Below are 24,786 nucleotides of genomic sequence, written 5' to 3' on the forward strand. Positions count from 1 at the left end.
TTCACTCTCCCTTCACTCTCTCAAATACGACACCATGTGCAATGGTTGGAATTGTTTCTTTCTGCTGCATCATCATCGGACTTAATAACGCGCCAGTAGCAACGACAAAAATTCGTTGTAAATTCCCTTTTTGCATCTCGCTTAATAAATGACCATATGTGACAACTGCTGAACAAGCACAACCGCTACCACCAGCAAATACTTCTTCTTGACCGGAATCATAAATCATTAATCCGCAATCATTATATATATGTCCAAGATCATAACCTTCTTCCAGTAACAGCTGTTTCGCGATTGGTGTCCCAATAGCTGATAAATCACCGGTAACAATCAAATCATAGTCATCGGCACTTCTCTTCAAATCTTCAAAGTGTTGCTGAATTGTATGAGCAGCAGCAGGTGCCATGGCCGATCCCATATCTAAAGGATTCGCAATTCCTAAATCTTGCACTTTTCCAATCGTAGCTGCCGTAATTTTAATGGCACTTTTTTCTTTACTAATTAATATGGATCCCGCACCTGTAACAGTGGAATTTGCTGTTCCTGGCTTTTGTCCCCCATACTCGGTTGGATAACGAAACTGTCTTTCAGCCGTTGCATTATGACTACTTACCGTCGCTAAAACACGATTTGCGAACCCACCATCTATAAAGGCGGATCCGACCGCTAAAGTCTCCATCGAGGTCGCACAAGCGCTAAACATCCCTAAAAAGGGAATCCCCCACTTACGCGCAACATAATTTGCTGTCACTGTTTGATTTAATAAATCACCCGCCAAAAAGAAATCGATTTGTGATGTTTCTATATTTCCTTTTTGCACGACTTGCTGAATTGAATCTGACATTAATCTTCGTTCAGCAAGTTCCCAATTTTCCTCTCCGCAATGTAAATCATCGTATGAAATATCAAAATCCTTTCCGAGAGGGCCTTCAGCTTCTTTTGGACCGACAGCAGTACCGGTTGCATTCACATAAATATCATTTTGAAATACCCACGTTTGTTTTCCAGTCAACCTCATACTAGCCCCTCCTTTAAGACATAAAAATGTTAAAAGTATACCTTATTAACCCAATAACGTATGCACCAACGACCCCAAAAACGATAACACTTCCCGCCAGCTTAAACATATTTGTAGCAACACCAAGCACAATTCCTTCACTCTTATGTTCTAACGCAGCGCTCGCCATAGAATTCGCAAATCCAGTAACAGGTACGGCCGATCCTGCTCCAGCAAATTGACCGATTTTATCATATACACCACAACCTGTTAAAATCGCCGATAATAATACAAGAGTGGCAACTGTCGGATTTCCTGCCTCTTGTTCACTGAAATGAAAATAATGTATATAAAATTTCATCAATACTTCCCCGATTGTACAAATGAGTCCACCTACAAGAAATGCTTTAACACAATTTATGAAATAATTTGGTTTCGGATGGTACTCCTTCACTTTATTTACGTAATCATCCTTTAGTTTTCGCCCTGTCATTTATATATTGCCTCCTACTTTACGAAATAAATCCAGTGAAACAACGAGCCTATTACTTTCCCAAGTACAAGAGCAACGAGTAAAACAACAATTTTCCCCTCTACCCCTACTCGTTTCGCTAAAATAGGTAGAACATTTAACACCTCTGTTAATGCGGCTGCGAGCATTCCAATGAATGTACCACAAAATATACCTAATATAACAAGCCAATATTGCGACGTTTGAAACGTAATGTTTTTTAAACTACACCAAGCTCCTGTTAACGTACCTGCAATAACGGCCCACTCAAAATATTGAATGTGCTTTCCACTTCTCGTTAATTGAGCTAGCCGGGGGATTATACCAAGTACAGCTAAAAACGCGACATATCCGCTACCTACTGCAATTCCTCCCGCCAAACCAATTACAATAACAAACCCAGATTCAATCATCGGCAAGTTGTTTCATATTGTCCTTGTTTTCATGAACAATTACATATTGGTCAAGTGATTGCTGGTATTGGAACATCTCTACTTCTAACGGACTCGGCTCTTCATTAATTCGCTTTTGAAATACATGATTAAAAAATAAAACCATACCTAACCCGAGACCTACTGAATACGGAATTTGAAATAAAAGTGGCTGCGCCTTAAATTCTCCTGTAATCATGTAATATAATCGCTGGTGCACTTGTTGCATGCTTACATCTTCATGAAAATAAATAATCGCAAGGGCCGCTCCAATAAAAAGTAACAACCATACAAGTCCGAAGAAAATTGGATGTACTTTCTTTTTTTCATATATAATTTCAACAAGAGTTTGTCCAGAACCGAGTAAATTAATTTGTATATGAGCCGCTTTTTGCCTAATAATCTCAATTATTTTCATAACATCAATTACAACATGCGTCTTATCATGCGCTGTTATTTTGTAAACTACCTCATCCTGTAACGACTGAACTACGAGAGCATCTCCGGCAAGTTGAGCAACATCACCCAGTTTCACTTCATACGTAGGAGAAACTTTTAATCGATTACGCATTTTAATATAAATTGTTTGTTCCAATTTCCATTCACCTCTTCACTCTTCCTCGTAGTTGTAGTATGGTTATTGAATTTTTTTCTAATACAATTTTTTCATAAAAAAAACATCTGTACCGTTTCGGTACAGATGTTTTTTTAGTTTATGCCTTTTTCTTAAATAAATTTGCAATACTTAATGCGAGTCCTCCCCAAATGACTACCATACCAATAACCATCATCATAATCGCTGATCCGCTCATTATGAAACACCCCGATCTTTCCATTCTTTTTCAAGCTTAGCAGAATCTGAATGTATTTGTGCATTCCATTTCTTTAGACTAATGATTAGTGCAACGATAAGGAACGCTGCTGCAATTGACCAACCATATGTTACGACAAACTCCGTTGGATAATCTCCGTAGTTCTTTTTAATATTTTGGATTGTACCATCAATTAGCATGTATCCTAACATAAGCGGGGTAATAACGAGTAAACTCACTCTCCAAAACGTCCCTAACTTAATATCAGATACGAAGTTTGCGTGATTTTGATAAACTGGTAAACGGCGTAGAATGAGCCCTATCGTAACTACTTCCACTAATGCAATTGAAATTAATCCGAAGTTATTAGCAAAATAATCAACAACATCTAGGAACATAAGCCCCCCACGTGTTGCAAAAACAAGAGAAACTAGTACGAGAAGCGTCCCCATAATTCCAATTGTTTTTTGGCGGCTTAAGCTGAACTTTTCAGATACGGCCGCAAAACATACTTCCGCAAGCGAAATGAGGGATGTAATTCCAGCAACCGTTAATGATAAGAAAAATAATACGCCGAATAACGATGACATCGGTAATTCATTAATAATTTGCGGGAATACTACGAACGCAAGCCCTACACCAGCACTTGCTACTTTATCAACCGGTACTCCCATATTGTTTGCCATAAACCCAAGAGCTGCAAAGACCCCAATCCCTGCTAATAATTCAAATCCTGAGTTTGCAAAGCCAGTAATAAAGGCATTATTTGTTGTATCTGAGTTTTTCGGTAAATAACTAGAATACGTAATCATAATTCCAAATGCTAAAGATAAGCTAAAGAAAATTTGGCCATAAGCAGCAAGCCATACCTTTCCATCAAAAATACGACTCCAATCTGGTTTAAAGAATGCATCCAATCCTTGCATCGCACCTTCCATCGTCACTGCACGAACTACGATAATAAGGAACATAACAACTAGTAAAGGAATGAAAATACGGTTAACGACTTCGATTCCTTTTTTAACTCCTTTAAATGCTACACCAAGCACAATAATCCAAACGAGAGCTAATGGAATTAATACTTCAGGTACGAGCCCTCCAAACTGCCCTGGCTTATCTGCAACATGCAAATATTCTTTAAATAAAAATGATTGCGTGTCTTTCCCCCATGCTCCAGTAATTGCAAAATACGTATACGAAATAGACCAAGCAATAATTACTGCATAATATGTTGAAACGATAAACGTCACGCACATTTGCCACCATCCGATGAATTCAGCACGCGGACTAATACGGAAGAATGTAAGTGGTGCTGAACCACGGTGACGATGCCCAAGAGCAAATTCAAACGCCAATAATGAAATACCAGTCGTTAATAATGCGAATAAGTACGGTAAAAAGAATGCGCCTCCTCCATTTTCATACGCTGTATAAGGAAAACGCCATATGTTTCCTAATCCAACGGCAGAGCCGACCGCTGCGAAAATAAATCCAGCCCGCGTTCCCCATTGTTGCCTCGTTTCCATATTTCCTTCCCCCTTTGTGACAAGTTCATAATTGGATTATATTTTAAATTTACTAAATTATCAATAAATTCTGTTAACTTTTGTGAAAATTATAATTTTTCCATTCTCAATAACAAAAAAGATCGAATAGACAGTTATTCATCTATTCGATCTTTCATCTGTTTTAATATTTTCTTTTCAAGTCTTGAAACTTGTACTTGCGAAATACCTATGCGCTCTGCTACTTCTGATTGGGTTTGGTCTTTATAGTAGCGTAAATACACAATTAAACGTTCTCGATCATCTAATTCTCTAATTGCTTCTTTTAAAGCAATTTTATCAAACCATTTCGTTTCAGATTGATCGGCAATTTGATCTAAAATAGTGATCGGATCTCCGTCGTTTTCATACACCGTTTCATGTATGGATGAAGGAGCACGACTCGCTTCTTGCGCCAGAACCACTTCCTCTGGCGTCAGTTCTAACGCTTCGGCTACTTCATTAATCGTTGGGGCTCTTCCAAATTCTTTCGAAAGCTCGTCTCTCATCTTTCGTATTTTATTTCCTGTTTCTTTTAAAGATCTACTCACTTTCACTGATCCATCATCACGTAAAAATCGCTGTATTTCGCCAATAATCATTGGAACTGCATATGTTGAAAATTTCACGTCGAAAGATAAATCAAATTTATCTACCGATTTTAAGAGTCCAATACATCCAATTTGAAATAAATCGTCTGGTTCGTATCCTCGATTAAGAAAACGCTGCACAACCGACCATACGAGACGCATATTACTTTGAACGATTGTATCTCTCGCTTGTTGATCTCCATCTTGACTTTGTTGAATTAACGCTTTTAGCTCGTGGTCCTTTAACTGAGGTTTCTTCTTCTCATTTTTGACCTCTATGTCCATAGGCTATTCTCCTTAATTGCATAGAGCGTTACTATTTGATAAGTATTTTGTCAAATGGATTGTTGTCCCGAAAGATTCGTTTGAAATAACTTCTACTTCATCCATAAAATTTTCCATGATAGTAAATCCCATTCCGGAACGCTCTAATTCAGGTTTAGTTGTAAAAAGGGGTTGTCTTGCTTCATCTAAATCAAAGATGCCAATCCCTTCATCTCGAATCGTGAGTTTCACCATTGCATCTTCCAAAATTACAGAAATATAAACAACACCTTCTGCATTTCCTTCATACCCATGAATAATTGCATTCGTAACTGCTTCTGACACAACTGTTTTAATCTCCGTAAGTTCTTCCATCGTTGGATCTAGTTGCGCAATGAAAGCAGCTACTGTAACGCGAGCGAACGATTCATTTTGACTTAATGCTGAAAATTGAAGGTTCATTTCATTTCTCATTTATGCCACCCCCAACGTCGCGAGCGCATGCGCTTCACTTTCTTCTAAGCGAACAATTTTAAATAAGCCCGACATTTCAAATAAACGCTTAACAGGCGGTGAAATTGCACAAACAACCATTTCTCCACCTAATCCCTTTACATGCTTATATCGGCCTAATATAACACCTAAACCAGAACTATCCATAAACGATAAGTTCTCTAGGCTCAAAACAATATGATGAACACCACGTGTCTCAATCATATCTGTTACTTTCGTTCGCAACTCTTCAGCAGTATGATGATCTAATTCACCCGCTAGTCTCACACATAGGACGTCACGTTTTACTTCTAATTGCATGGAAAGACTCACACGATTTCCTCCTTATGCTCAAACTTTACTCATTTACATACATAAAGATTTTCGTGATACAACATAAGAATCCTTCCTACTGACAAAAGAAGAACTATTTCGCCATAAAGTGAAACCATTCAGCAATTATTTACTTTCATACGAATAGAAAAGCGACAAAATGTTTGCCGCTATTTTGATGTTGAAAACATCCCAAAACTTCTTTTAAATAACTCCCACCAGCTCGCTGCAGCAACATCTTCTTTTGCTACAATTGTTTGTTTCAATAAAACATCTTTATCTTTTTTTATAACAAGTGTACCAAGTGCATCCCCTTTTTTAATTGGCGCTTTCACTTTCTTTTCAGCAATTACTTCTTGTTTAACTTTATCCATATTTTCGCCCTTCTTCATAAGAAGAGACACATTGTCTGACGCAACTAAATCTACTTTTTCTTTTTTCCCTTTTCCTACTTGGACAGTCTTAATTTTTTCGCCTCGTGTATACAATTTCTTTGTCATATATTGCCCAAATGCGTAGTCAAGAAGCTTTGTTACTTGATTGTTCCGTTCTTTCGATGTAGGTGCTCCCATAACAACTGAAATAACACGCATCCCATTCTTTTCAGCTGAAGCTGTTAAACAATACTTTGCTTCTGTCGTAAAGCCCGTTTTCACACCATCTACTCCAGGATAAAAACGTACTAACTTATTCGTATTAACGAGCCAAAACTTCTTGTCCGTATCTTCACGTAAATAGTCTTCATATTTACCAGTGTATTTGCGAATCAGTGGGTACTTCATCAATTCTTTCGCCATTATAGCCATATCATTTGCTGTGGAATAATGGTCTTTAGCCGGAAGACCTGTTGGATTTTGAAAATGAGTATTTTTCAGTCCTAAGTCTTTCGCTTTTTTGTTCATCATATTTACAAAACCTTCTTCTGAACCAGCGATATGCTCCGCTACTGCAACAGACGCATCATTTCCAGATGCAATTGCAATACCCTTTAGCATTTCATTTACAGTCATCTCTTCTCCAGGCTCTAAAAAGATTTGTGATCCACCCATTGAAGCTGCATGCTCACTTGCTCTAACCTTATCGGTCAGTTTTAGTTTTCCTTTTTCAACTTGTTCCATAATTAATAGCATTGTCATAATCTTCGTCATACTAGCAGGTGGTAACTTCTCATTTGGATTTTTATCAAACAAAACTTTACCTGTATCTTGTTCAATTACAATTGCTGACGACGCTTGTTCCGCTAACTTCGGTGCTGTTTCTTCTGTTTTCTCCTGCTTCGTCTTCTCAGATTGTGCGAAACTAACTGAAGTACCAGAAAGCAATAACATGAAACAAACAAGTATTCCAAAAACTCGCTTCATGACTAACCCTCCATTCTATATCAGACCTATTTTTTCCAATTTCTTATTTTTTAATACCATATTTTTCTAATATTTTCAGTTGACAAATACATTCATCACCTATATTGTATTAAGTGTATTACACGAAGTAGTACACTTAATACACGCCAGAAAGGAGACATTGCTCTTGCATATTCAACTTGATCCAAGAAGCAACACTCCGATATGGGAACAAATTGTTCAAAATATAAAAGAACTCGTATTGAAGAACATGTTAGCTCCAAGTGACAAACTACCTTCTGTACGCGAACTCGCTTCTTTACTCGTTATAAATCCAAACACAGTGAGTAAAGCGTACCAAGAGTTAGAGCGACAAGGGATTATTGAAACATTACGAGGAAAAGGAACATTTGTATCCCAATCGATTACCCCAACATTAGACGAAAGGAAAATCGCTATGGTTGAAAAGCAATTTCATCAATTACTATTAGAAGCCTCTTATCTTGGTGTTACGAAAGATAAAATTCATGATTGGATAGATTCATACTACAAAGAGATTGGAGGAAATGCGGATGCTGAAAGTGACAAGCTTGAAGAAAACAATTGATAATCAAACGATTTTAGATGATGTTTCTTTCACATTACAAAAAGGTAGTATCGTTGGGTTACTCGGAAGGAACGGTGCGGGGAAAACAACTTTATTACGAACGATAGTTGGCATTTTAGACCCAGATGAGGGGACTGTTACATATGAAGATACAAACATTCATCAGTGTCCTGAAATAAAGCAAAAAATTGTATATGTCCCTGATTCTACTAACATACTGAACGGATATACGGTAAAAGAAATTGTAAAGTTTTATAAAGAAGTTTATACCGCATTTGATGAAGCATATTTCTATGAACTGTTAGAACGTTTTAACTTACCAAACAAACGAATTCGTAGCTATTCAAAAGGAATGAAAGCACTGCTTGCTATCATTTTAGCTGTTTCGACAAAAGCAGAATATATCATTTTAGATGAACCGACAAACGGACTTGATCCTATCGTTAAAAGGCAGATTTTACAGTTTCTTGTTGGAGAAGTTGCGGAAAAAGAGCTTACCATTTTCATCTCAACTCACCACTTAGATGAAGTGGAACAAATTGCAGATACAATCATTATATTAAAAGGCCATACTATCTCTTCTATTACATCACTAGACGATGCAAAATCACGATTTGCTAAAATCCAAGTTGCTTACGAACGTTCATTACCTCAAAAACTAGAAAACTTAAGCAATATTAAAATATTAAATCAAACAGGAAAAGTGTATACAATCTTAATTGAGGGAAATGTGGCTACAACACTGGAGAAGTTTTATAAAGAACAACCTATACTCATTGAAGAATTAACAATGTCGCTTGAAGATGTCTTCGTTACGACACTGGAGGAGGATGGGTATGTTTCATAAGGCGTTGTGGATGTGGAATTGGAAACGCGGGAAATATGCTGTGTTACTATTCTTCTTTAGTTCGCTTTACTTGTTACCTTTTGGCTACTATAGAAGTGCTCAGAGACAACTTGCTAATTATGATAGGTTGCAAGAAAAGGGAACGTTTTATTACTATTATGAATTTTGGTCAAAGACAGGTAATAGTGTTTGGCTAACTTTTCTTATTATTTGCTTAGCTTGTCTATTTATAGGATGGGAACGTAATAACCAGTCTAACGCCCTACTAGCAATGCCATTTACAAGAAAAGATATTTTCTTTTCTAAATGGGCTTTCGGTTCATTCTGGATTATAGGGTCTCTCCTTGTAAATTGGATCCTTATGTACCTTATTTACAGAACAACCATTCATTTTGAGTACCAATCATTCAGTCCGTTTCATCGATACTTTCTTTATGCCACTGTTTCTTATGTTGCAGTATATACAACTGCATTATGTATCGGTACTTTTACTGGAAGCATCGTTTCACAATTCGTATTTTGTATTCCGTGGCTTCTAATGGGGCTTACATTCATATCATTAGCTTACAACCTTACAATACAACATTTAGATGCTATAGCTCCTAAAAATAATGACTTATATCAACAACTTTATGAAATCAATCAAAAAACAAATATAGTTGCACCAATATATCAGTTTTCTATCACTTACGACTATGATCCAGCATCACGCAAGAAAGAAAAAGATCCAACGACTTTAAGAGACCCAGCATCTTATCGCTATTATTCGGCTAAATCGATGTTAGTCCCTATTTTTTACACAATAGTTAACCTATTACTTGGCACATATTTATACACACGATCACCAAATGAAAACAGTCAAAAGATATTTATTTTCCAAAAGCATTTAAAAATATGGATATGGGGGACAACCATTTACTTTGCACTATTAGGTGGCTATAAAATGAATCAATTTCATTTCTTACCTAGCTACTATATCAGTTTGTTCCTCACTGGAATCATTACTTATGTTATATTATCGCGACTAACAAATTATAAAGTTTTTTAAAGGAGAGATCCTATGTTTCAAAAAGCATTATGGCTAAGAACGTATCAACAAAGTAAATATGTTGTATGGCTATTGTGGCTCAGCAGTTTCTATACTTTATCATATACGTACTATATGACTTCTATTGAACAACAACAATATTTAAAGATGAACAAAGCTTGGAACTATATATATCATTACCACTTTAATTTAACACTTTTAAATCCTGTCTTGTTGTTAGGTAGCATACTGATCGTTCTAGCCTGTACTTTAATTGGATGGGAAAGGCAAAATAACTCTAGCGACTTGTTATGGTCTATGCCCTTTAAACGTTCACACCTCTATATAACAAAGTGGTTGTTTGGAATCTGTAATATTGTTGCAATTGTCGTTTTAAACTGGGGATTATTTGCCATTATGAAAAAAACAACTTTTCATAATAAATATCAAATCTTTTCCCCATTCCATACGTACTTTCTATATATGTTAATTGTGCTAATTGCTATTTATACACTTGCATTATGTATAGGAACAGTTGCTGGAAATATCGTATCCCAAGGTATTATTTCTGCTATAATAATCGTTTTTCCATTCTTACTTCCATCTCTTATGGTAGGGGTAATTAGTGTTCATTCTAACGCAGATGGGGAAAAAATTTATACTAAAATAAACAATATAACGGAAAATTTACGTATTTCTAGCTCAGCAGAAGAATTTAATATTATATTTGATTACAATCCACAAAATGCTTACACCGATCCTGAAGGAGTTCGTCATGATGAACCAAATTTTTCATACATTCCTTCAGCCAAAACATTGATTGGACCTATTGCACATATTATTCTTTTATTACCACTTGGTATATATTTATATGTTCGTTCCATCAATGAGCGTAATGGTAACTTCATATTATATCCGAGACTACAAAAAGCAGTTATCCTATGTGCTATTTTACTGATTGGAATCGTTGGAGGTTTAACATTAAGCAGTAATCACTCATTGTCCAGCTTTTACATCGGATTTTTGGTAACTAGTTTAATTACGTATTTCTTCTTACCTAAAATATTAAAATGGAAGGTCTCTTGGAATTTCAAATAAAATAACCTCCTCTTCATGAGGAGGTTATTTCACATTCTCTCGTCTTTTCCCATACTCTTTTTCTTGCTTCGTTCCAAACCCGTCACCATTTGCGACGATTTGATCTGTTGGAGCAACTATGCTTTCAGCAATTCTCCATTCTCCCCCTTGTTGAATAAACACTTGCATAAAATAATTCATGCCATTTAACTGATACGAATTTTCTTTTTTCACTTCATATCGAGCTGCAACATAATACACTTGCACATTCTCAGCCTCAAACTTAGAAATATATTGTGATAATCTCGGAATGTACTGTGATGCTTTCTGAAGTGGAAGCTGTTTTACTTTTACAAGAGAAGACTTTGTTACATTACTTATCGTATCTTCATGCCGAATGTTATCACTGTGATGAAATAAAATAGCATTCTGCATTGAACGAATCCATAGTTTTGAATATAAAACAGGTTGCTTATTCGAAATATGTTGTAATTCTTTTTGAACGACTTGAAGAGGCGTAGCAGCATCCGCCAATTGATTAAAGCAGAAAAAACTTCCCATCATAATGAAAAGCGTGCAAATACGTTTCATAATTTTTCACTCCGATTCTTTTTAATTAAAGTATTGGAGTTTCAAAATGTTTTTATTCAAAAGAAAAAGGATAGGAAAGCTTTGGCTTCCTATCCTCATTTATTATAATACGCGGCCAAACAGATCTAAAACCATTTCTATTTCTTGGTCGCTCCAACCTTTAAATCTCTCTTTATAATATTCTTTACGCACAGCTTCAAGTTTTTCAGTTACTTCTCTTCCGTGTTCTGTAATTTCTAAGTACACGATACGACGGTCTGAATTTGAACGCTTTCTTTCTACAAACCCTTTTCGTACGAGACGATCAGTAACAGCTGTAATATGACTAGAGGTTACGTTTACTTCACTCGCAATTTGCGAAGCCATCTGTGGACTTTTTAAAAATAACGCGCGTAATACAGAAAATTCATTATATGGCATATGTTCTGCAAAACGTGTATTAATATCATTTTGTAATAAACGTATCATCTTTCGAAATGATCCGGATAACTCTAAAATCAGTGTTTCTCTTTTTTCGTTCACTAGCCTCGTCCCTTTTTTATCATATTTACACATATTATAATCTATAAATACCCTCGTTGTATATGCTTTCTTTCTTTAACATTCTCATTTATGTAACTTTTTCATACAAATTTCTTTTTTGTTCACACATATACATATGAATAAGGATGGTGATGGAAAATGCAAGGTGGAATGAATCCCTATTTACACAACGTACGTACAGCTAATACTGGTAAAGAAGCTACCATTACGGTGCAAGGTGAAGGCGTTGTAAAAGCAAAACCAAATGTTGTTATACTAACAATTGGTATTCGTACAGATCATAAAAATGTAAAACAGGCGCAAGAAGAGAATGCAGTGCAATCAAAACAATTATTAGATGCACTAAAACAACTAGGTATTGCCGACAAAAATATAGAAACCATTTCATATACGATTACGCCCCAGTACGAATATGTAAATGATAAAGCATTACTACAAGGATATCGTGTGGAACATTTGTATGAAATTACCGTTTTAAATGTACAAAAAGCAGGGGAAGTATATGATATAGCCGTTTCAAATGGAGCAAACTTAGCGAAAGGATTACGTTTTCGAATATCTCATCCAAATAAATATTATGAGCAAGCTCTCATTCAAGCTCTGCAACAAGCGGTAGAAAAAGCTCGTGCTATTGCGAGTACATATAATTTAAACATTAATCCTGTTCCACTCTCATTCGTTGAAGAATCTGCCCAATTACCGCGGGAAGTGACGTCCTATGCTACTTTACATGCACAAGCAGCTCCGCCCATTCAATCTGGAGAATTAGAAATCATTTCAACAATACGAGCAATTTTTACGTACTTATAAATAATCTTATTTATAAGTAAACGTTATCATTTTCCTTGTTGTAAAAACATGATGTTCTGATATAATAAAGGACGGTGAGCTCTTACAAAAGAGATATCACGGGTGGGAGAGGGATATGAAAAAGAAGGTTTAACATGAAAGGAATACTTGAAAGAACATTTAAATTAGGTTTACACGAAACATCACCAAAACAAGAAATTTTAGCTGGAGTTACGTCATTTTTCACGATCGTATATATTATGATTGTAAATGCATCCATTTTATCCGATGCTGGCATTCCTCTTGAAGCTGGAATTTTAGCAACTGTTTTCAGTTCATTTGTCGGATGTCTGCTCATGGCATTTTGGGCAAATGCACCTGCTATTCTTGTCCCTGGTATGGGTGTAAATGCATTCTTCACGTACACTGCTGTGCATACGCTCGGATTAACTTGGCAGGAAGCATTAGCAGCTGTCTTCATCTCTGGTATTATTTTTGCAATTGCTGCGTTTACACCAATCGCTCGCGTGCTTTCAGTATCGATTCCAAAGTCATTAAAGGAAGCTATTACTGTCGGCATCGGATTATTTTTAGCATTTATCGGATTGCAAAAAGGTGGTTTAGTCGTTTCGAATCCAAATACTGCTGTTGCAATGGGTAAATTAAGTAGCCCTGTCGTTCTTGCGACACTACTTACTCTTATCGTTGCACTTGTACTATTTATTCGTAACGTACGTGGAAGCTTTTTATGGACGATTGCAATAGGAACTGGTATTGCATGGCTATTTGGTCTTGTTGATACAAGTCAAATCGGTAATAGTTCATTCTCATTCGCGAGTTACGGCGATGTGTTTGGAGCTATGTCATTTGGCAAACTTTCTTCCTTACCGTTTTGGATTGCAACATTCTCCTTAAGCATGGTGCTTATTTTTGAGAACATGGGACTTCTGCACGGTTTATTAGAAGATGACCGTAAATTCCCACGTGCTTACCAAGCCAATGCAATTTCAGCAATGACATGTGGTCTATTTGGCACAAGCCCTACCGTATCAACAGTAGAGAGTGCCGCAGGTATTACTGCAGGCGGAAAGACAGGTCTGACGTCTATCGTTACAGGATTGTTATTCTTTGCATCACTGTTTGCACTTCCGTTTGTCAAACTAATTCCTGATAGTGCCATTGCACCAATCTTAATTATTATTGGCGGCCTGATGATTACAAGCATTCAGCAAATTCCTCTGAACGATTTTTCAGAAGGATTTCCAGCGTTCTTAATTATCGTCATGATCCCGCTCACATATAGTATCGCTGATGGCATTGCGTTCGGATTTATTGCTTATCCTATCTTAAAAGTTGCTCTTGGAAAGCGTAAAGAAGTCGCACCGTCTATGTATATCGTTACATGCTTATTCTTAGCCATGTTCGTATTACATGCTATTGGTTAAGTAAAAACACCGAGGAATTTCCCTCGGTGTTTTTTTACTTAAACCATCCTTTTTTATAAAACCAGGCCATCATGCCACCGCCAATTAGTGCCATTAGAAGTAGACAAATAAAATAACTATATTGTCCACCAAGCTCTGGCATATGCGTAAAGTTCATTCCGTATACTCCCGCAATAAATGTTAATGGCATGAAAATAGTCGAGAATACTGTTAATGTTTTCATAATGTTATTCATATGATGTGAGTTTAATGAAAAATAACTATCTCGAATATCTGCCGTTAACTCCCGGCTTGCCTCAATCATTTCTGTCAGTTTCAGCAAATGATCATGTATATCTTTAAAGTAAATTTCATGATCACTTATACCGTAAAAACGAGTCGAATTTAAAATACGATACAATAAATCACGCATCGGAATGATTGTACGCCTTAGCTTCGATAAATCTGCACGTATATCAAATACTTCTTCTAGTACACTTCCTGCTGTCTCACCCGTTAAATTATCATCAATTGCATTTAAATGATCCTCAATGTAATATACAGGCGCAAAATAGTCATCCACAATTTGGTCGATAATTGTATGCGCTACGTGCAGGGGACTATTTTTAATACGCTTCTTTTCTCCAAGTGTTTTCCATACTCTTTCGATTGCATTGTTATGAGAAAAGTGGAAAGAAACAATGAAACGATCACTAATAAATAAATCGATCTCGTGCGGTTCTAATCCATCCTCACCAAATGCATGAAGAACTAAAAAGTTATATCCATCATAAAAATCAACTTTTGGCCTCTGTACATATTCTATACAGTCTTCAATTGCAAGGGGATGGAACTTAAAATGATCTTGCAAAATGTATGTATACTCTTCTTTCGTTGGCTTATATAAATCTAGCCAATACCATACAATATGGTCTTTCGTTGTTTCTTCTAGCGAAATATCATATAATACTTCATCTGTTTTTGTTATTGCACAAATTCTAATCATAATTTCACCCATTATTATTATAAACAAAAAATAGCAAAAAAAGCCAAGGAGAAATACTCCCTGGCCCTTTTTTATTATTCAGTAACGATGCCGTGCACTAATGTTGGTGCATCTACATGTTCGTTAGCAATCTTCATGTTCTCATAAATTTTTGCTTTTACATCTTCCACATTTTCACGGTTTGCGTAAATTGTAACAAGGGATTCACCTTTTTTCACGCTGTCCCCTACTTTTTTGCGAAGCATTAAGCCAACTGCTAAATCAATTTCAGATTCTTTCGTCGCGCGTCCTGCTCCTAAAAGCATTGCTGCTGTTCCAATTTCATCTGCAACGATTTCTGATACATAACCGTCTTCCTTCGCTTCTACTTCAATTTTAAACTGTGCTTGTGGTAATTTAGAAGGATCATCAACAACAGATGCATCGCCGCCTTGTGCTGATAAGAACGTTTTAAATGATTCTAGCGCTTTACCGTTGTTCATGACTTCAATTAATTTCTCACGTGCATCTTCTAAAGATGAAGCTTGTCCAGCAAGGTATACCATTTGACTTCCAAGTGTTAAACACAACTCTTCTAAATCTTTCGGTCCTTTACCTTGTAATGTATCGATTGCTTCTTGTACTTCAAGTGCGTTACCAATAGCCTCACCAAGCGGTTGACTCATGTCAGAAATAACAGCCATCGTATTACGACCAACGTTATTACCAATGCGCACCATTGCTTCTGCTAAACGTTTTGCATCTTCATCTGTTTTCATAAATGCACCTGCTCCAGTTTTTACATCAAGAACAATTGCATCTGCACCAGCAGCAATTTTTTTACTCATAATCGAGCTTGCAATAAGCGGAATTGAGTTTACTGTTGCTGTTACATCACGAAGTGCATACAATTTTTTATCCGCAGGTGTTAAGTTTCCACTTTGACCAATAACTGCGATTTTGTTTTCATTCACAAGACGCATAAATTCATCATTTTCGATTTCAACATGGAATCCTGGAACTGCTTCTAATTTATCGATTGTACCACCAGTATGTCCTAGACCACGTCCAGACATTTTTGCAACCGGTACACCTAAAGCGGCTACTAATGGACCTAATACAAGTGTTGTTGTATCACCAACACCACCTGTTGAGTGCTTATCTACTTTTACCCCTTCAATAGCTGATAAGTCGATTGTATCACCGCTATTTACCATTGCCATCGTTAAATCAGCACGTTCTTGATCGTTCATATCTTGGAAGAAAATTGCCATTGCAAGTGAACTTACTTGGTAATCAGGAATATCACCATTCGTATATCCTTCAACAATAAAGTTAATTTCTTCTGTCGTTAATGCATGTCCGTCACGTTTTTTTGCAATTAGGTCCACCATTCTCATTGTGAGGTCACCCCTTCATTTGTTTTACGATTGCTTTTACTAATGCTAAGAAGTTAGCTTTAACACGTTCTGTCGTTTCGATTACTTCATCGTGGTGAAGCGGCTGATCTAAAATACCAGCTGCCATATTTGAAATACAAGAAATACCAAGTACTTTCATACCAGCGTGACGCGCTACAATTACTTCAGGTACTGTTGACATACCAACTGCATCTCCGCCAAGTGTACGAAGCATACGAATTTCAGCAGGTGTTTCATATACAGGACCTGTCATTCCAACGTATACACCTTCTTGTACTTTAATATTTAAGTCCGCTGCAACTTGTTTCGCCATTTCGCGAAGTTCTGGTGTATATGATGTAGACATATCAGGGAAACGTGCACCCATTTCAGAATCATTCGGTCCGATTAATGGATTTGTACCCATGAAGTTAATGTGGTCTGAAATTAGCATAAGATCGCCTGGCTCAAATGATGTATTTACACCACCAGCTGCATTTGTTACAACAACTGTTTCTACACCTAGTTCTTTCATAACACGAACTGGGAATGTTACTTTTTGCATGTCGTATCCTTCATAGAAGTGGAAACGTCCTTGCATTGCTACTACTGTTACACCTTGAAGTGTACCGAATACTAGTTGACCTGCATGACCTTCTACAGTTGATACTGGGAATTCAGGGATTTCACTGTAAGGTACTGTTACTGCGTTCTCGATTTCATCTGCTAATACACCTAGTCCAGATCCAAGGATTAGTCCTACTTGTGGCGTTTCTTGAAATTTCTCTTTTAAGTATGAAGCTGATTTTGTAATAAGTTCACGATTCATTTGTTTATCCTCCTATTTCTTTAGCTCGTTTAAGAAGCTTGTTCCGTGTTCTGGCATTTTCACACCGAAGTTTTCTGCTACCGTTGCACCAATATCAGCAAATGTTTGGCGAATTGATAATTCTTGTCCGCCATCTTTCATGCTTGGGCTATATGCTAATAACGGTACATATTCACGTGTATGATCAGTACCGTGGTGAACTGGATCATTACCGTGGTCTGCTGTAATTAATAATAAATCATCTTCTTTTAGTTTTTCGAATACTTCTGGAAGACGAGCATCATACTCTTGCAGAGCTTCTCCGTATCCTTGTGGATCACGGCGGTGTCCAAATAATGCATCAAAGTCAACTAAGTTCAAGAAGCTAAGACCTGTAAAGTCCATATTTAATGTATCTACAAGCTTATCCATTCCATCCATATTAGACTTCGTACGAAGTGATTCAGTTACCCCTTCACCATCATATATGTCAGAGATTTTACCGATAGCAATAACATCGTAGTCACTATCTTTTAATTCATTCATTACCGTACGGCCGAATGGTTTTAATGCATAATCATGACGGTTTGGTGTACGTGTAAAGTTTCCAGGCTCACCAACGAATGGACGAGCGATAACGCGACCTACCATGTACTTCTCATCTAAAGTTAATTCACGTGCAATTTTACAAATTTTATATAACTCATCAAGCGGCACTACTTCTTCGTGTGCTGCGATTTGTAATACACTATCAGCAGAAGTGTAAACGATTAAAGATCCTGTTTCCATTTGCTCTTGACCAAGCTCATCAAGAATCTCAGTTCCAGAAGCTGGTTTATTACCGATGATTTTACGACCTGTTTTTTCTTCTAATTCATCAAGTAATTCTTTCGGGAATCCTTCTGGGAACACTTGGAATGGTGTATCAATGTAAAGACCCATAATTTCCCAGTGTCCTGTCATTGTATCTTTACCAGTAGATTTCTCTTCCATTTTTGTATAATATCCAAGTGGTTTTTCTACTTTAGAGATACCTTTCATTTCACGAATGTTACCAAGACCTAACTTCACCATGTTAGGCATTTGTAACCCATTCATATGTTCAGCAATGTGACCAATTGTGTCAGATCCTAAATCACCAAATTGCTCAGCATCTGGTGCTTCACCGATTCCAACAGAATCCATTACGACTAGGAATATACGTTTATATTTATTCATAACTGCGACCTCCTATAAGTTCAGTTCTACTTCTTGTAGTATGTTCAAAACGCTATAAAGTGAAACTGTTCTCCATAAGAATTATCTTTCGTTCTCATTGTCAAACAGTACTTCTTTAAATGATTTTCTAACCTATTTCGTTTACTTTGAAACGACTCAAAAACATTTCTAGTTTTTTCTAAGTCAGATGTCAGACATCTGATACTGATATCATAACATGTTTACGCTTTCTTTTTAATACATTTTCGTAGAATTTCTCATTTTCTTCACACTTCTATTGTAATCCATTATGCAAAGAAGTGCTAATTATTTCATTATTTATTTATTCGTATAAATATAAAAAAATAATTAGCTAACAAATAGCGGGATAAAAATAAAAAGCAGCTCTAAAGAGCTACTTTTTATTTTACTTCTACTGTTTCCTCTTTATGTTCATGCAGATCACCTTTTTTAACATGAACTTTCACTTTGTAAGAACCGTTTTCTTTGAAAGTATGTTTCGTTTCATACTCTCCTTTATTTCCTTCTTTCGCTGGAATAAATTCGTGTTTTTCAACACCATCTTTCCAAATCTCAAGTTGTACTTCAGCACCAGTTAACGCTTCTTCTTTTTGTTTCAAATGAACTTTCATTGTTGATTCAGCGTTTGCTTTTATGTCACCAGCCATAAGGTGGATCATTGTATCGCTTTTATGATCGCCATGCCCTGCACCGTGATCACTATTTTCTTTTTTCGCATCTTCTACTTTCGCATTTCCTACAGCCACTTTTACTTCTGGCATAACATGCATTTCACGCGCATTTGTGTGAGCAATAATATGGTACACTCCATCCGTCTCGAACGTTTTCTCTACAGCATAAACACCTTTACCTTTATGCTTACCATCTAACATTTCGTGCTTTTCGTCGCCAGCTTTCCAAATTTCAAACTTTACATCATCAGCATCTGTTACTTTTTCTTTTCCTTGCGTAACAAGTGCTTGCACTTCTGTTTTTTCACCAAGTTTAATTTCTTTCGGATTTGTTTGCACTGCTACTTTTACAGCTTCTAGTTTCTGTTCTTTTTTCGGTTCTTCTTTGTTTGTATTACAGCCAGCCAATGCTAGCATCGCGATAAATAAAGTCATAATAAGTTTTTTCATCATCATTTCCTCCTTCATACCTTATTTAGTATAGAGGAAATACATTGTAATATTCTAGTCTTCTGCTGAAAACAATGTACGAAATGTTTGTGAAGTTTTTGTGAAGTACTATAGCCTTTTGAATCTATGAAAAAAAGAGCATAGTGACTATGCTCTCGGATGAAATTGTTTATATACATCTTTTAATCTAGCTTTTGAAACATGCGTATAAATTTGCGTCGTTGAAATATCTGCATGTCCTAGCATTTCTTGCACAGCACGCAAGTCTGCTCCATTTTCTAATAAATGCGTAGCAAAAGAATGGCGCAACGTATGAGGTGTAAGCTCTTTTTCAATATTTGCTTCTTTCGCCAATCGTTTTAAAATTTTCCAAAAACCTTGTCTTGATAATCGATTCCCGTGATGGTTTAAAAAGAGTGCATCTACTACTTTTTTACCCATCAATTCTCTTCTTCCCTTTTCAATATACTTTTGAATCGCTTCCGTCGCTAAACTTCCTAGTGGAATAATTCTTTCTTTATTCCCTTTCCCTATACAACGAACAAATCCCATCGTTAAATGTACATCTTCTAAATTTAAGGCAATTAACTCAGAAACACGAAGTCCCGTTGCATACAGTAACTCTAGCATCGCTTTGTCACGAACCCCAAAAGCACTTGTCATTTTTGGTGTCTGAAGTAACGCCTCTACTTCATCGATTGATAATACTTTCGGTAATTTCCGTTCTCCTTGCGGCGTTTCAATATGTACGGATGGATCGTGTTCTACCGCTCGTTCACGAAGTAAAAACTGGTGAAAAGAACGAATCGATGCAATATGACGTGCTAATGTTTTCGAAGATTTTCCGTTTTCTTTTAAGTGCTGCAGAAAATTAACAATATGCAAGCGTGTTACTTCATGAAAGCTTTTCGCTTGTTCTACATTTTGCAAATACTTTACATAACTTTTTAAATCACGTTCATAAGATACTACTGTATTTTTCGCTAGCCCTTTTTCGACAACCATATAATGAATAAAATCTTTTAATTGATCTTCCAATCTACACTACTCCCCATTTTCATAGAAAAACATCATTCTATTTACGAAAGCATCTTTTGCCGGCTCTTCATTCCCTGATACTTTTTCTACAGTCTCTTCTTTTGGTTTTTCATAACGATGATAGCTTTCATATTCTTCATTTATCCATAGTATAGCGAAATAAAACAAAATCGTACAACTTGTAAATAATAAAAATACTTTTATCCCATCAAAAGTTAATTTTAAAGCTCGGCGCATTGTAAATTCCTCCAAAGTATAAGTTATTACAACATATGCCAAGCTTTCACCAATTTATACCTTATTCAAATAAAAAACCTCTTCCTAGATAAATAGGAAAAGGTTATTTTTCATCCGTTTCATTTTCTTGACAATTTTTACAAATCCCATGGAATGTTAAACGATGATCTTTCACCTTAAAGCTCCAGTCACGTTCTACTTTCCTTTCCACTTCACCAAGTAAATCTTCTTGTATTTCTTGTACAGCACCACATTGTGTACAAATCAAATGATGGTGAAAACGCTGCGCACCTTCTTGGCGTAAGTCATAGCGTGAAACACCGTCTCCGAAGTTGATCTTATCGACAACTTTTAACTCAGATAATAGTTCTAAAGTTCGATAGACGGTTGCTAATCCGATCTCTGGCGACTTTTCTTTTACAAGGAGGTAAACATCTTCTGCGCTTAAATGATCTTCTTCATTTTCTAGCAGCACACGAACTGTTGCTTCACGTTGCGGTGTTAATTTGTAGCTCGCTGCATGTAATTGCTTCTTAATTCGTTCAATTCTTTCTTCCATTCGGTACTACTCCCTCCTCGCCACTCTTACACCATTATATCAGAAGAAGGGCTTCTGTCAAAAGAAAAACAATAAAAACAAATTGATAATTATTCTCAAAAAGTATTTATTGTTTATTAATAGCCTCAACGACTTCTTTCATTAAAATTGGTGATGCATAAGCTTCTACACTAGAAGCAAGAGCTAACACCGCTCCGATTACAAGAAAGAAGCATGTATAACGAATTAATAATGGTAATAGCGGCTCGGTTATTTTCCGGATAAATTGATGCCTAATCATGCGCAAGGAAAAGCTTGCGGCAATTGTTGTCATAACGAGAAATACTGGAATAATAATGAGATTTTGTGGCAATACAGAAACGAATGCTAATAATAATCCATTCCATCCATGCTGACTGACTAAAAAACCTACTGTAAATCCGACAACTACTCCTTTTACAAATAATAAAATAAAAATAAGTGGCAATCCAATAATTGAAATTCCCAAAATCCAAATAAACCCAATGTATTTTAATTGCGAAAAGTAACTTTCTCGAAACATTTCGCCTGCAATAGCAAATTCTCCTTTAGAAACTTGTCCAAAAAAACGTTGTAAATAAAATGATAAATCTTGTTTTTGATTTAATTGTAAACTATTTACAAGAATGGCCCCAAATATTACTCCCATCAATAATAAAACAGCGTTAAATATATATAATGAAGAGTTTTCCTGTATGTGAGACATTACACGGTCTTGCCAAGTTTTTCGCCACATTTTTCTTCCCTCCGTTCACACTCTTACTAAAAATGTATGAAAGAAAGAAAAAAGTATGACGAATTAACATTGAAATTCCGCTCTACTTTGCTAAACTAAAAAGTAGAGAATAGGAGGGATTTCTCTTGAAACCATTATTATTAGATTTTCCAACATTATTTCAAACTGAACGCTTACAAGTTCGTAAGCCATTTCCAGGTGATGGTGCAGAAGTGTATGAAGCAATCCAAGCTTCTCTAGAAGACTTAGTACCGTGGATGCCAATTAACGCTGAAACAGAAGAAAGTGCTGAAGAAATCGTTCGTAACGCTCACGGACAGTTTTTACTTCGTGAAACACTTGATTTTCACTTATACGATAAAGTATCTGGTACATTCATCGGAGCTATAACGCTCAAGCCTGAAAACTGGGATATTCCAAAGTTTTCACTTCACTTCTGGCTGCATAGCGCTTATACAAAACAAGGCTATATGACTGAAGCCATTAAAGGTGCCATTCAATTTGCCTTTGATAAGCTAAGTGCTAGAAGAATTGAAATTCGTACTGATGCAACAAATGCAAATGCATGTAACCTAGCAGAACGTTTAGAATTTATCCTAGAAGGTACAATGGAAAATGATTTCATAGCACCAGATGGTAGCTTACGTGATGCACGCGTATACGCAAAAATCAATTAAAAAACACTCGCCTTTGGCGAGTGTTTATTTTTGTAGTTGTAAATATTGTACTGCAAACATCGTCTTCGCATCATGAATACGAAGATCTTTCATAAGAGTAATCGCTTCTTCTAACGATACTTCCATTAATTCCACAAATTCATCTTCATCTAACTCGGCTTTATTTTCTTTTTTCGTCAAACCTGTCGCTTTATATACATATAAAATTTCATCTGCAAATCCTGGAGATGTATAGAAAGAAGTAATAAGCTCCATATTTTCACATACATATCCTGTTTCCTCTTCTAATTCACGAACTGCTGTCACCTCAGGTTTTTCACCAGGTTCTAATTTGCCGGCCGGAATTTCTATAATCGCCTTTTCAAGCGCTTTACGATACTGCTCAACAAGCACAATTTTCCCCTCATCAGTAATAGCAATAACAGCAACTGCACCAGGGTGATTTACAATTTCACGTTTACTCATCGCTCCATTTGGTAATACTACATCATCAACACGAACTTTTATAACTCTACCATCAAAAATTGGTTCAGTTTTTACTGTTCTCTCTGCAAGATTACTCATACTACTTCATCTCCCTGTTCTATTTCCTATTCTTTCCTCATACATTTTACCACATTGAAAGGAGCGTGATAGAAATGAAAGTTTATATTTTACCAAATCGCGTCACTTTAGTCGGAAAAGCATGGCAAATTCGCCATAAACTAAAACAATATGGCAAAGAGTATACAACTGTACAAGAGTGGATTACAGCTAATAAAAAGTAAACGTTTGTCAACCTCTTTTTCCTTTCGTACAATAAGAGTAAGGAGGTTGACTTATGAAAAAACGTCAATTAGGAAACTCAGATTTGTTTGTTACAGAAATGGGCCTTGGTTGTATGTCTCTCGGTACATCTGAAACAGAAGCTATGCGTATTATCGATGAAGCAATCGATTTAGGAATCAATTTTTTTGATACAGCGGATTTATATGATTACGGATTAAACGAAGAATTTGTTGGAAAAGCCTTAAAAGGAAAACGAGATCAAATTGTTCTTACAACGAAAGTTGGAAATCGGTGGACAGAAGAAAAAAACGGCTGGTCTTGGGATCCTTCTAAAGATTACATAAAGGCTGAAGTGAAAGAAAGTTTACGTAGACTTCAAACTGATTATATTGATCTTTATCAACTTCACGGCGGGACCACTGAAGATCCAATAGATGAAACAATTGAAGCCTTTGAAGAATTAAAAAAAGAAGGTATCATTCGCCATTACGGTATTTCTTCTATACGTCCAAATGTCATCCGTGAGTATGCAAAACGTTCAAATATCGTTAGTGTGCTAATGGAATATAGCCTTTTAAATCGTCGCCCTGAAGAATGGTTCCCACTTTTCAGTGAGCATCAAATTAGCATTATTGCTCGCGGACCACTTGCAAAAGGAATTTTAACTGACAATAATGCAAGAAAGATAGAAAGGGTAAAAGAAAAAGATTACCTTTCTTATTCTTACGATGAATTATATGCGACACTCGCGAGTGTAAAAGAAATAATCCGAGAAAGCTCTTTAACAGGAACAGCTATTCAATATTGCTTACATAACGAAACTGTTGCAGCTGTTATACCTGGTGCAAGCTCTATTCAACAATTGCAGGAAAATGTACAAGCTAGTAAACAAACAGAGTTAACAACAGCAGAATATATACAACTTCAGCAAATTGCTAAATGTGATACTTACACTTTACACCGTTAAAAAGACGCTACCAT

Annotated in this window: 31 protein-coding genes; 9 read left to right on the forward strand and 22 right to left on the reverse strand. The window is 36.3% G+C overall.

Features of this window, described 5'->3' with window-relative positions:
• Nucleotide 1: 1 nt before the first annotated feature.
• From spoVAD to dacF, 10 genes are all read right to left on the reverse strand, one after another.
• Nucleotides 2-1,018 (reverse strand): stage V sporulation protein AD, encoded by a 1,017-nt coding sequence (gene spoVAD, locus ACTFOB_RS21105; protein WP_440028728.1) that lies wholly within the window; start codon nucleotides 1,016-1,018, stop codon nucleotides 2-4.
• A gap of 13 nt (nucleotides 1,019-1,031) precedes the next feature.
• Nucleotides 1,032-1,490: a stage V sporulation protein AC gene (gene spoVAC / locus ACTFOB_RS21110; protein ID WP_440028730.1), complete on the reverse strand. Its 459-nt coding sequence runs from the start codon at nucleotides 1,488-1,490 to the stop codon at nucleotides 1,032-1,034.
• A gap of 14 nt (nucleotides 1,491-1,504) precedes the next feature.
• Entirely contained in the window at nucleotides 1,505-1,921 is a 417-nt protein-coding gene (gene spoVAB / locus ACTFOB_RS21115; protein WP_440028731.1) for a stage V sporulation protein SpoVAB, read from the reverse strand.
• On the reverse strand, nucleotides 1,914-2,534 hold the full coding sequence (gene spoVAA / locus ACTFOB_RS21120) for a stage V sporulation protein SpoVAA (protein ID WP_440028733.1): 621 nt from the start codon (nucleotides 2,532-2,534) through the stop codon (nucleotides 1,914-1,916). Before spoVAA ends, spoVAB begins: the two co-directional genes overlap by 8 nt.
• Nucleotides 2,535-2,652: 118 nt before the next feature.
• The gene (locus tag ACTFOB_RS21125; protein ID WP_000016829.1) at nucleotides 2,653-2,751 is read right to left on the reverse strand and encodes a methionine/alanine import family NSS transporter small subunit; all 99 of its coding nucleotides are present in this window, start codon (nucleotides 2,749-2,751) and stop codon (nucleotides 2,653-2,655) included.
• The gene (locus tag ACTFOB_RS21130) at nucleotides 2,751-4,277 is read right to left on the reverse strand and encodes a sodium-dependent transporter (protein ID WP_440028735.1); all 1,527 of its coding nucleotides are present in this window, start codon (nucleotides 4,275-4,277) and stop codon (nucleotides 2,751-2,753) included. Before ACTFOB_RS21130 ends, ACTFOB_RS21125 begins: the two co-directional genes overlap by 1 nt.
• A gap of 134 nt (nucleotides 4,278-4,411) precedes the next feature.
• The gene (gene sigF, locus ACTFOB_RS21135; RefSeq protein ID WP_000350733.1) at nucleotides 4,412-5,170 is read right to left on the reverse strand and encodes an RNA polymerase sporulation sigma factor SigF; all 759 of its coding nucleotides are present in this window, start codon (nucleotides 5,168-5,170) and stop codon (nucleotides 4,412-4,414) included.
• Between the two features lie 12 nt (nucleotides 5,171-5,182).
• A complete protein-coding gene (gene spoIIAB, locus ACTFOB_RS21140; protein ID WP_440028737.1) occupies nucleotides 5,183-5,623 on the reverse strand; it encodes an anti-sigma F factor in 441 nt (146 codons plus the stop codon).
• Complete coding sequence (spoIIAA, locus tag ACTFOB_RS21145; protein ID WP_048530890.1) at nucleotides 5,624-5,974, reverse strand: anti-sigma F factor antagonist; 351 nt, start codon at nucleotides 5,972-5,974, stop codon at nucleotides 5,624-5,626.
• 170 nt (nucleotides 5,975-6,144) lie between these two features.
• Nucleotides 6,145-7,335: a serine-type D-Ala-D-Ala carboxypeptidase DacF gene (gene dacF / locus ACTFOB_RS21150; protein ID WP_048562388.1), complete on the reverse strand. Its 1,191-nt coding sequence runs from the start codon at nucleotides 7,333-7,335 to the stop codon at nucleotides 6,145-6,147.
• 166 nt (nucleotides 7,336-7,501) lie between these two features.
• Between dacF and ACTFOB_RS21155 the strand changes: the two genes are divergently transcribed.
• The 4 genes from ACTFOB_RS21155 to ACTFOB_RS21170 are packed head-to-tail and all read left to right on the forward strand — an operon-like array spanning nucleotide 7,502 to nucleotide 10,893.
• On the forward strand, nucleotides 7,502-7,921 hold the full coding sequence (locus tag ACTFOB_RS21155) for a GntR family transcriptional regulator (protein ID WP_000548033.1): 420 nt from the start codon (nucleotides 7,502-7,504) through the stop codon (nucleotides 7,919-7,921).
• On the forward strand, nucleotides 7,887-8,768 hold the full coding sequence (locus ACTFOB_RS21160; RefSeq protein WP_440028739.1) for an ABC transporter ATP-binding protein: 882 nt from the start codon (nucleotides 7,887-7,889) through the stop codon (nucleotides 8,766-8,768). Before ACTFOB_RS21155 ends, ACTFOB_RS21160 begins: the two co-directional genes overlap by 35 nt.
• The gene (locus tag ACTFOB_RS21165) at nucleotides 8,758-9,816 is read left to right on the forward strand and encodes an ABC transporter permease subunit (protein WP_440028741.1); all 1,059 of its coding nucleotides are present in this window, start codon (nucleotides 8,758-8,760) and stop codon (nucleotides 9,814-9,816) included. The genes ACTFOB_RS21160 and ACTFOB_RS21165 overlap by 11 nt, the downstream gene beginning before the upstream one ends.
• A 12-nt stretch (nucleotides 9,817-9,828) precedes the next feature.
• Nucleotides 9,829-10,893 (forward strand): ABC transporter permease subunit, encoded by a 1,065-nt coding sequence (locus ACTFOB_RS21170; protein WP_440028743.1) that lies wholly within the window; start codon nucleotides 9,829-9,831, stop codon nucleotides 10,891-10,893.
• A gap of 24 nt (nucleotides 10,894-10,917) precedes the next feature.
• Here the strand turns inward: ACTFOB_RS21170 and ACTFOB_RS21175 are convergent, their stop codons facing one another.
• Together ACTFOB_RS21175 and ACTFOB_RS21180 are read right to left on the reverse strand one after the other, a co-directional pair.
• A complete protein-coding gene (locus ACTFOB_RS21175; protein WP_440028744.1) occupies nucleotides 10,918-11,463 on the reverse strand; it encodes a hypothetical protein in 546 nt (181 codons plus the stop codon).
• Nucleotides 11,464-11,565: 102 nt separating this feature from the next.
• Entirely contained in the window at nucleotides 11,566-11,985 is a 420-nt protein-coding gene (locus ACTFOB_RS21180; protein WP_262740637.1) for a MarR family winged helix-turn-helix transcriptional regulator, read from the reverse strand.
• A 159-nt stretch (nucleotides 11,986-12,144) separates the two neighbouring features.
• On the opposite strand from ACTFOB_RS21180, the gene ACTFOB_RS21185 reads away from it, so the two are divergent.
• The gene (locus ACTFOB_RS21185) at nucleotides 12,145-12,816 is read left to right on the forward strand and encodes an SIMPL domain-containing protein (protein ID WP_001161444.1); all 672 of its coding nucleotides are present in this window, start codon (nucleotides 12,145-12,147) and stop codon (nucleotides 12,814-12,816) included.
• 134 nt (nucleotides 12,817-12,950) lie between these two features.
• A complete protein-coding gene (locus ACTFOB_RS21190; RefSeq protein WP_440028747.1) occupies nucleotides 12,951-14,240 on the forward strand; it encodes an NCS2 family permease in 1,290 nt (429 codons plus the stop codon).
• A gap of 34 nt (nucleotides 14,241-14,274) precedes the next feature.
• On the opposite strand, the gene corA is transcribed toward ACTFOB_RS21190, so the two are convergent.
• From corA to spoIIM, 9 genes are all read right to left on the reverse strand, one after another.
• The gene (gene corA / locus ACTFOB_RS21195; protein WP_440028859.1) at nucleotides 14,275-15,237 is read right to left on the reverse strand and encodes a magnesium/cobalt transporter CorA; all 963 of its coding nucleotides are present in this window, start codon (nucleotides 15,235-15,237) and stop codon (nucleotides 14,275-14,277) included.
• A 62-nt stretch (nucleotides 15,238-15,299) separates the two neighbouring features.
• Nucleotides 15,300-16,604 (reverse strand): pyrimidine-nucleoside phosphorylase, encoded by a 1,305-nt coding sequence (locus ACTFOB_RS21200; protein WP_001243077.1) that lies wholly within the window; start codon nucleotides 16,602-16,604, stop codon nucleotides 15,300-15,302.
• 7 nt (nucleotides 16,605-16,611) lie between these two features.
• Nucleotides 16,612-17,433, reverse strand: coding sequence for a purine-nucleoside phosphorylase (locus ACTFOB_RS21205; RefSeq protein ID WP_078177774.1), 822 nt, complete (start codon nucleotides 17,431-17,433; stop codon nucleotides 16,612-16,614).
• Between the two features lie 12 nt (nucleotides 17,434-17,445).
• A complete protein-coding gene (gene deoB / locus ACTFOB_RS21210) occupies nucleotides 17,446-18,630 on the reverse strand; it encodes a phosphopentomutase (RefSeq protein ID WP_048546267.1) in 1,185 nt (394 codons plus the stop codon).
• A gap of 401 nt (nucleotides 18,631-19,031) precedes the next feature.
• Nucleotides 19,032-19,775, reverse strand: a complete 744-nt coding sequence (locus ACTFOB_RS21215) for a FixH family protein (protein WP_440028749.1) — start codon at nucleotides 19,773-19,775, stop codon at nucleotides 19,032-19,034.
• A 144-nt stretch (nucleotides 19,776-19,919) separates the two neighbouring features.
• Entirely contained in the window at nucleotides 19,920-20,810 is an 891-nt protein-coding gene (gene xerD / locus ACTFOB_RS21220) for a site-specific tyrosine recombinase XerD (RefSeq protein ID WP_000390083.1), read from the reverse strand.
• Between the two features lie 6 nt (nucleotides 20,811-20,816).
• Nucleotides 20,817-21,047 carry a YqzK family protein gene (locus ACTFOB_RS21225; RefSeq protein WP_001250432.1) on the reverse strand — a complete coding sequence of 77 codons (231 nt, stop codon included), beginning with the start codon at nucleotides 21,045-21,047 and terminating at the stop codon, nucleotides 20,817-20,819.
• Nucleotides 21,048-21,150: 103 nt separating this feature from the next.
• Nucleotides 21,151-21,606: a ferric iron uptake transcriptional regulator gene (gene fur, locus ACTFOB_RS21230; protein ID WP_000392657.1), complete on the reverse strand. Its 456-nt coding sequence runs from the start codon at nucleotides 21,604-21,606 to the stop codon at nucleotides 21,151-21,153.
• Nucleotides 21,607-21,712: 106 nt separating this feature from the next.
• Nucleotides 21,713-22,330 (reverse strand): stage II sporulation protein M, encoded by a 618-nt coding sequence (gene spoIIM, locus ACTFOB_RS21235; protein ID WP_225990154.1) that lies wholly within the window; start codon nucleotides 22,328-22,330, stop codon nucleotides 21,713-21,715.
• 155 nt (nucleotides 22,331-22,485) lie between these two features.
• On the opposite strand from spoIIM, the gene ACTFOB_RS21240 reads away from it, so the two are divergent.
• Nucleotides 22,486-23,037 carry a GNAT family N-acetyltransferase gene (locus ACTFOB_RS21240; protein WP_000803489.1) on the forward strand — a complete coding sequence of 184 codons (552 nt, stop codon included), beginning with the start codon at nucleotides 22,486-22,488 and terminating at the stop codon, nucleotides 23,035-23,037.
• Between the two features lie 24 nt (nucleotides 23,038-23,061).
• On the opposite strand, the gene ACTFOB_RS21245 is transcribed toward ACTFOB_RS21240, so the two are convergent.
• The gene (locus ACTFOB_RS21245; RefSeq protein WP_151632965.1) at nucleotides 23,062-23,601 is read right to left on the reverse strand and encodes an NUDIX hydrolase; all 540 of its coding nucleotides are present in this window, start codon (nucleotides 23,599-23,601) and stop codon (nucleotides 23,062-23,064) included.
• Between the two features lie 74 nt (nucleotides 23,602-23,675).
• On the opposite strand from ACTFOB_RS21245, the gene mciZ reads away from it, so the two are divergent.
• Both mciZ and lolS read left to right on the forward strand, forming a co-directional pair.
• On the forward strand, nucleotides 23,676-23,804 hold the full coding sequence (gene mciZ, locus ACTFOB_RS21250; RefSeq protein WP_000870295.1) for a Z-ring formation inhibitor MciZ: 129 nt from the start codon (nucleotides 23,676-23,678) through the stop codon (nucleotides 23,802-23,804).
• A 53-nt stretch (nucleotides 23,805-23,857) separates the two neighbouring features.
• The gene (lolS, locus tag ACTFOB_RS21255; RefSeq protein ID WP_440028753.1) at nucleotides 23,858-24,772 is read left to right on the forward strand and encodes an aldo/keto reductase; all 915 of its coding nucleotides are present in this window, start codon (nucleotides 23,858-23,860) and stop codon (nucleotides 24,770-24,772) included.
• The last annotated feature ends 14 nt before the right edge of the window (nucleotides 24,773-24,786 follow it).

The organism is Bacillus cereus group sp. MYBK79-1 (genome assembly GCF_051915365.1).
Lineage (GTDB): Bacteria > Bacillota > Bacilli > Bacillales > Bacillaceae_G > Bacillus_A.

Excerpts from the sequence above, each read along its gene's own strand:
- mciZ (WP_000870295.1), top strand. The coding sequence starts at position 23,676 with ATGAAAGTTTATATTTTACCAAATCGCGTCACTTTAGTCGGAAAAGCA.
- ACTFOB_RS21205 (WP_078177774.1), bottom strand. The coding sequence starts at position 17,433 with ATGAATCGTGAACTTATTACAAAATCAGCTTCATACTTAAAAGAGAAA.
- ACTFOB_RS21245 (WP_151632965.1), bottom strand. The coding sequence starts at position 23,601 with ATGAGTAATCTTGCAGAGAGAACAGTAAAAACTGAACCAATTTTTGAT.
- ACTFOB_RS21160 (WP_440028739.1), top strand. The coding sequence starts at position 7,887 with ATGCTGAAAGTGACAAGCTTGAAGAAAACAATTGATAATCAAACGATT.
- spoVAD (WP_440028728.1), bottom strand. The coding sequence starts at position 1,018 with ATGAGGTTGACTGGAAAACAAACGTGGGTATTTCAAAATGATATTTAT.
- spoVAB (WP_440028731.1), bottom strand. The coding sequence starts at position 1,921 with ATGATTGAATCTGGGTTTGTTATTGTAATTGGTTTGGCGGGAGGAATT.
- ACTFOB_RS21200 (WP_001243077.1), bottom strand. The coding sequence starts at position 16,604 with ATGAGAATGGTGGACCTAATTGCAAAAAAACGTGACGGACATGCATTA.
- sigF (WP_000350733.1), bottom strand. The coding sequence starts at position 5,170 with ATGGACATAGAGGTCAAAAATGAGAAGAAGAAACCTCAGTTAAAGGAC.
- ACTFOB_RS21130 (WP_440028735.1), bottom strand. The coding sequence starts at position 4,277 with ATGGAAACGAGGCAACAATGGGGAACGCGGGCTGGATTTATTTTCGCA.
- spoIIM (WP_225990154.1), bottom strand. The coding sequence starts at position 22,330 with ATGTCTCACATACAGGAAAACTCTTCATTATATATATTTAACGCTGTT.
- ACTFOB_RS21125 (WP_000016829.1), bottom strand. The coding sequence starts at position 2,751 with ATGAGCGGATCAGCGATTATGATGATGGTTATTGGTATGGTAGTCATT.
- ACTFOB_RS21175 (WP_440028744.1), bottom strand. The coding sequence starts at position 11,463 with ATGAAACGTATTTGCACGCTTTTCATTATGATGGGAAGTTTTTTCTGC.
- ACTFOB_RS21225 (WP_001250432.1), bottom strand. The coding sequence starts at position 21,047 with ATGCGCCGAGCTTTAAAATTAACTTTTGATGGGATAAAAGTATTTTTA.
- ACTFOB_RS21215 (WP_440028749.1), bottom strand. The coding sequence starts at position 19,775 with ATGATGAAAAAACTTATTATGACTTTATTTATCGCGATGCTAGCATTG.
- dacF (WP_048562388.1), bottom strand. The coding sequence starts at position 7,335 with ATGAAGCGAGTTTTTGGAATACTTGTTTGTTTCATGTTATTGCTTTCT.
- corA (WP_440028859.1), bottom strand. The coding sequence starts at position 15,237 with ATGGGTGAAATTATGATTAGAATTTGTGCAATAACAAAAACAGATGAA.
- lolS (WP_440028753.1), top strand. The coding sequence starts at position 23,858 with ATGAAAAAACGTCAATTAGGAAACTCAGATTTGTTTGTTACAGAAATG.
- spoVAC (WP_440028730.1), bottom strand. The coding sequence starts at position 1,490 with ATGACAGGGCGAAAACTAAAGGATGATTACGTAAATAAAGTGAAGGAG.
- spoIIAB (WP_440028737.1), bottom strand. The coding sequence starts at position 5,623 with ATGAGAAATGAAATGAACCTTCAATTTTCAGCATTAAGTCAAAATGAA.
- ACTFOB_RS21185 (WP_001161444.1), top strand. The coding sequence starts at position 12,145 with ATGCAAGGTGGAATGAATCCCTATTTACACAACGTACGTACAGCTAAT.
- deoB (WP_048546267.1), bottom strand. The coding sequence starts at position 18,630 with ATGAATAAATATAAACGTATATTCCTAGTCGTAATGGATTCTGTTGGA.
- ACTFOB_RS21165 (WP_440028741.1), top strand. The coding sequence starts at position 8,758 with ATGTTTCATAAGGCGTTGTGGATGTGGAATTGGAAACGCGGGAAATAT.
- ACTFOB_RS21170 (WP_440028743.1), top strand. The coding sequence starts at position 9,829 with ATGTTTCAAAAAGCATTATGGCTAAGAACGTATCAACAAAGTAAATAT.
- ACTFOB_RS21190 (WP_440028747.1), top strand. The coding sequence starts at position 12,951 with ATGAAAGGAATACTTGAAAGAACATTTAAATTAGGTTTACACGAAACA.
- fur (WP_000392657.1), bottom strand. The coding sequence starts at position 21,606 with ATGGAAGAAAGAATTGAACGAATTAAGAAGCAATTACATGCAGCGAGC.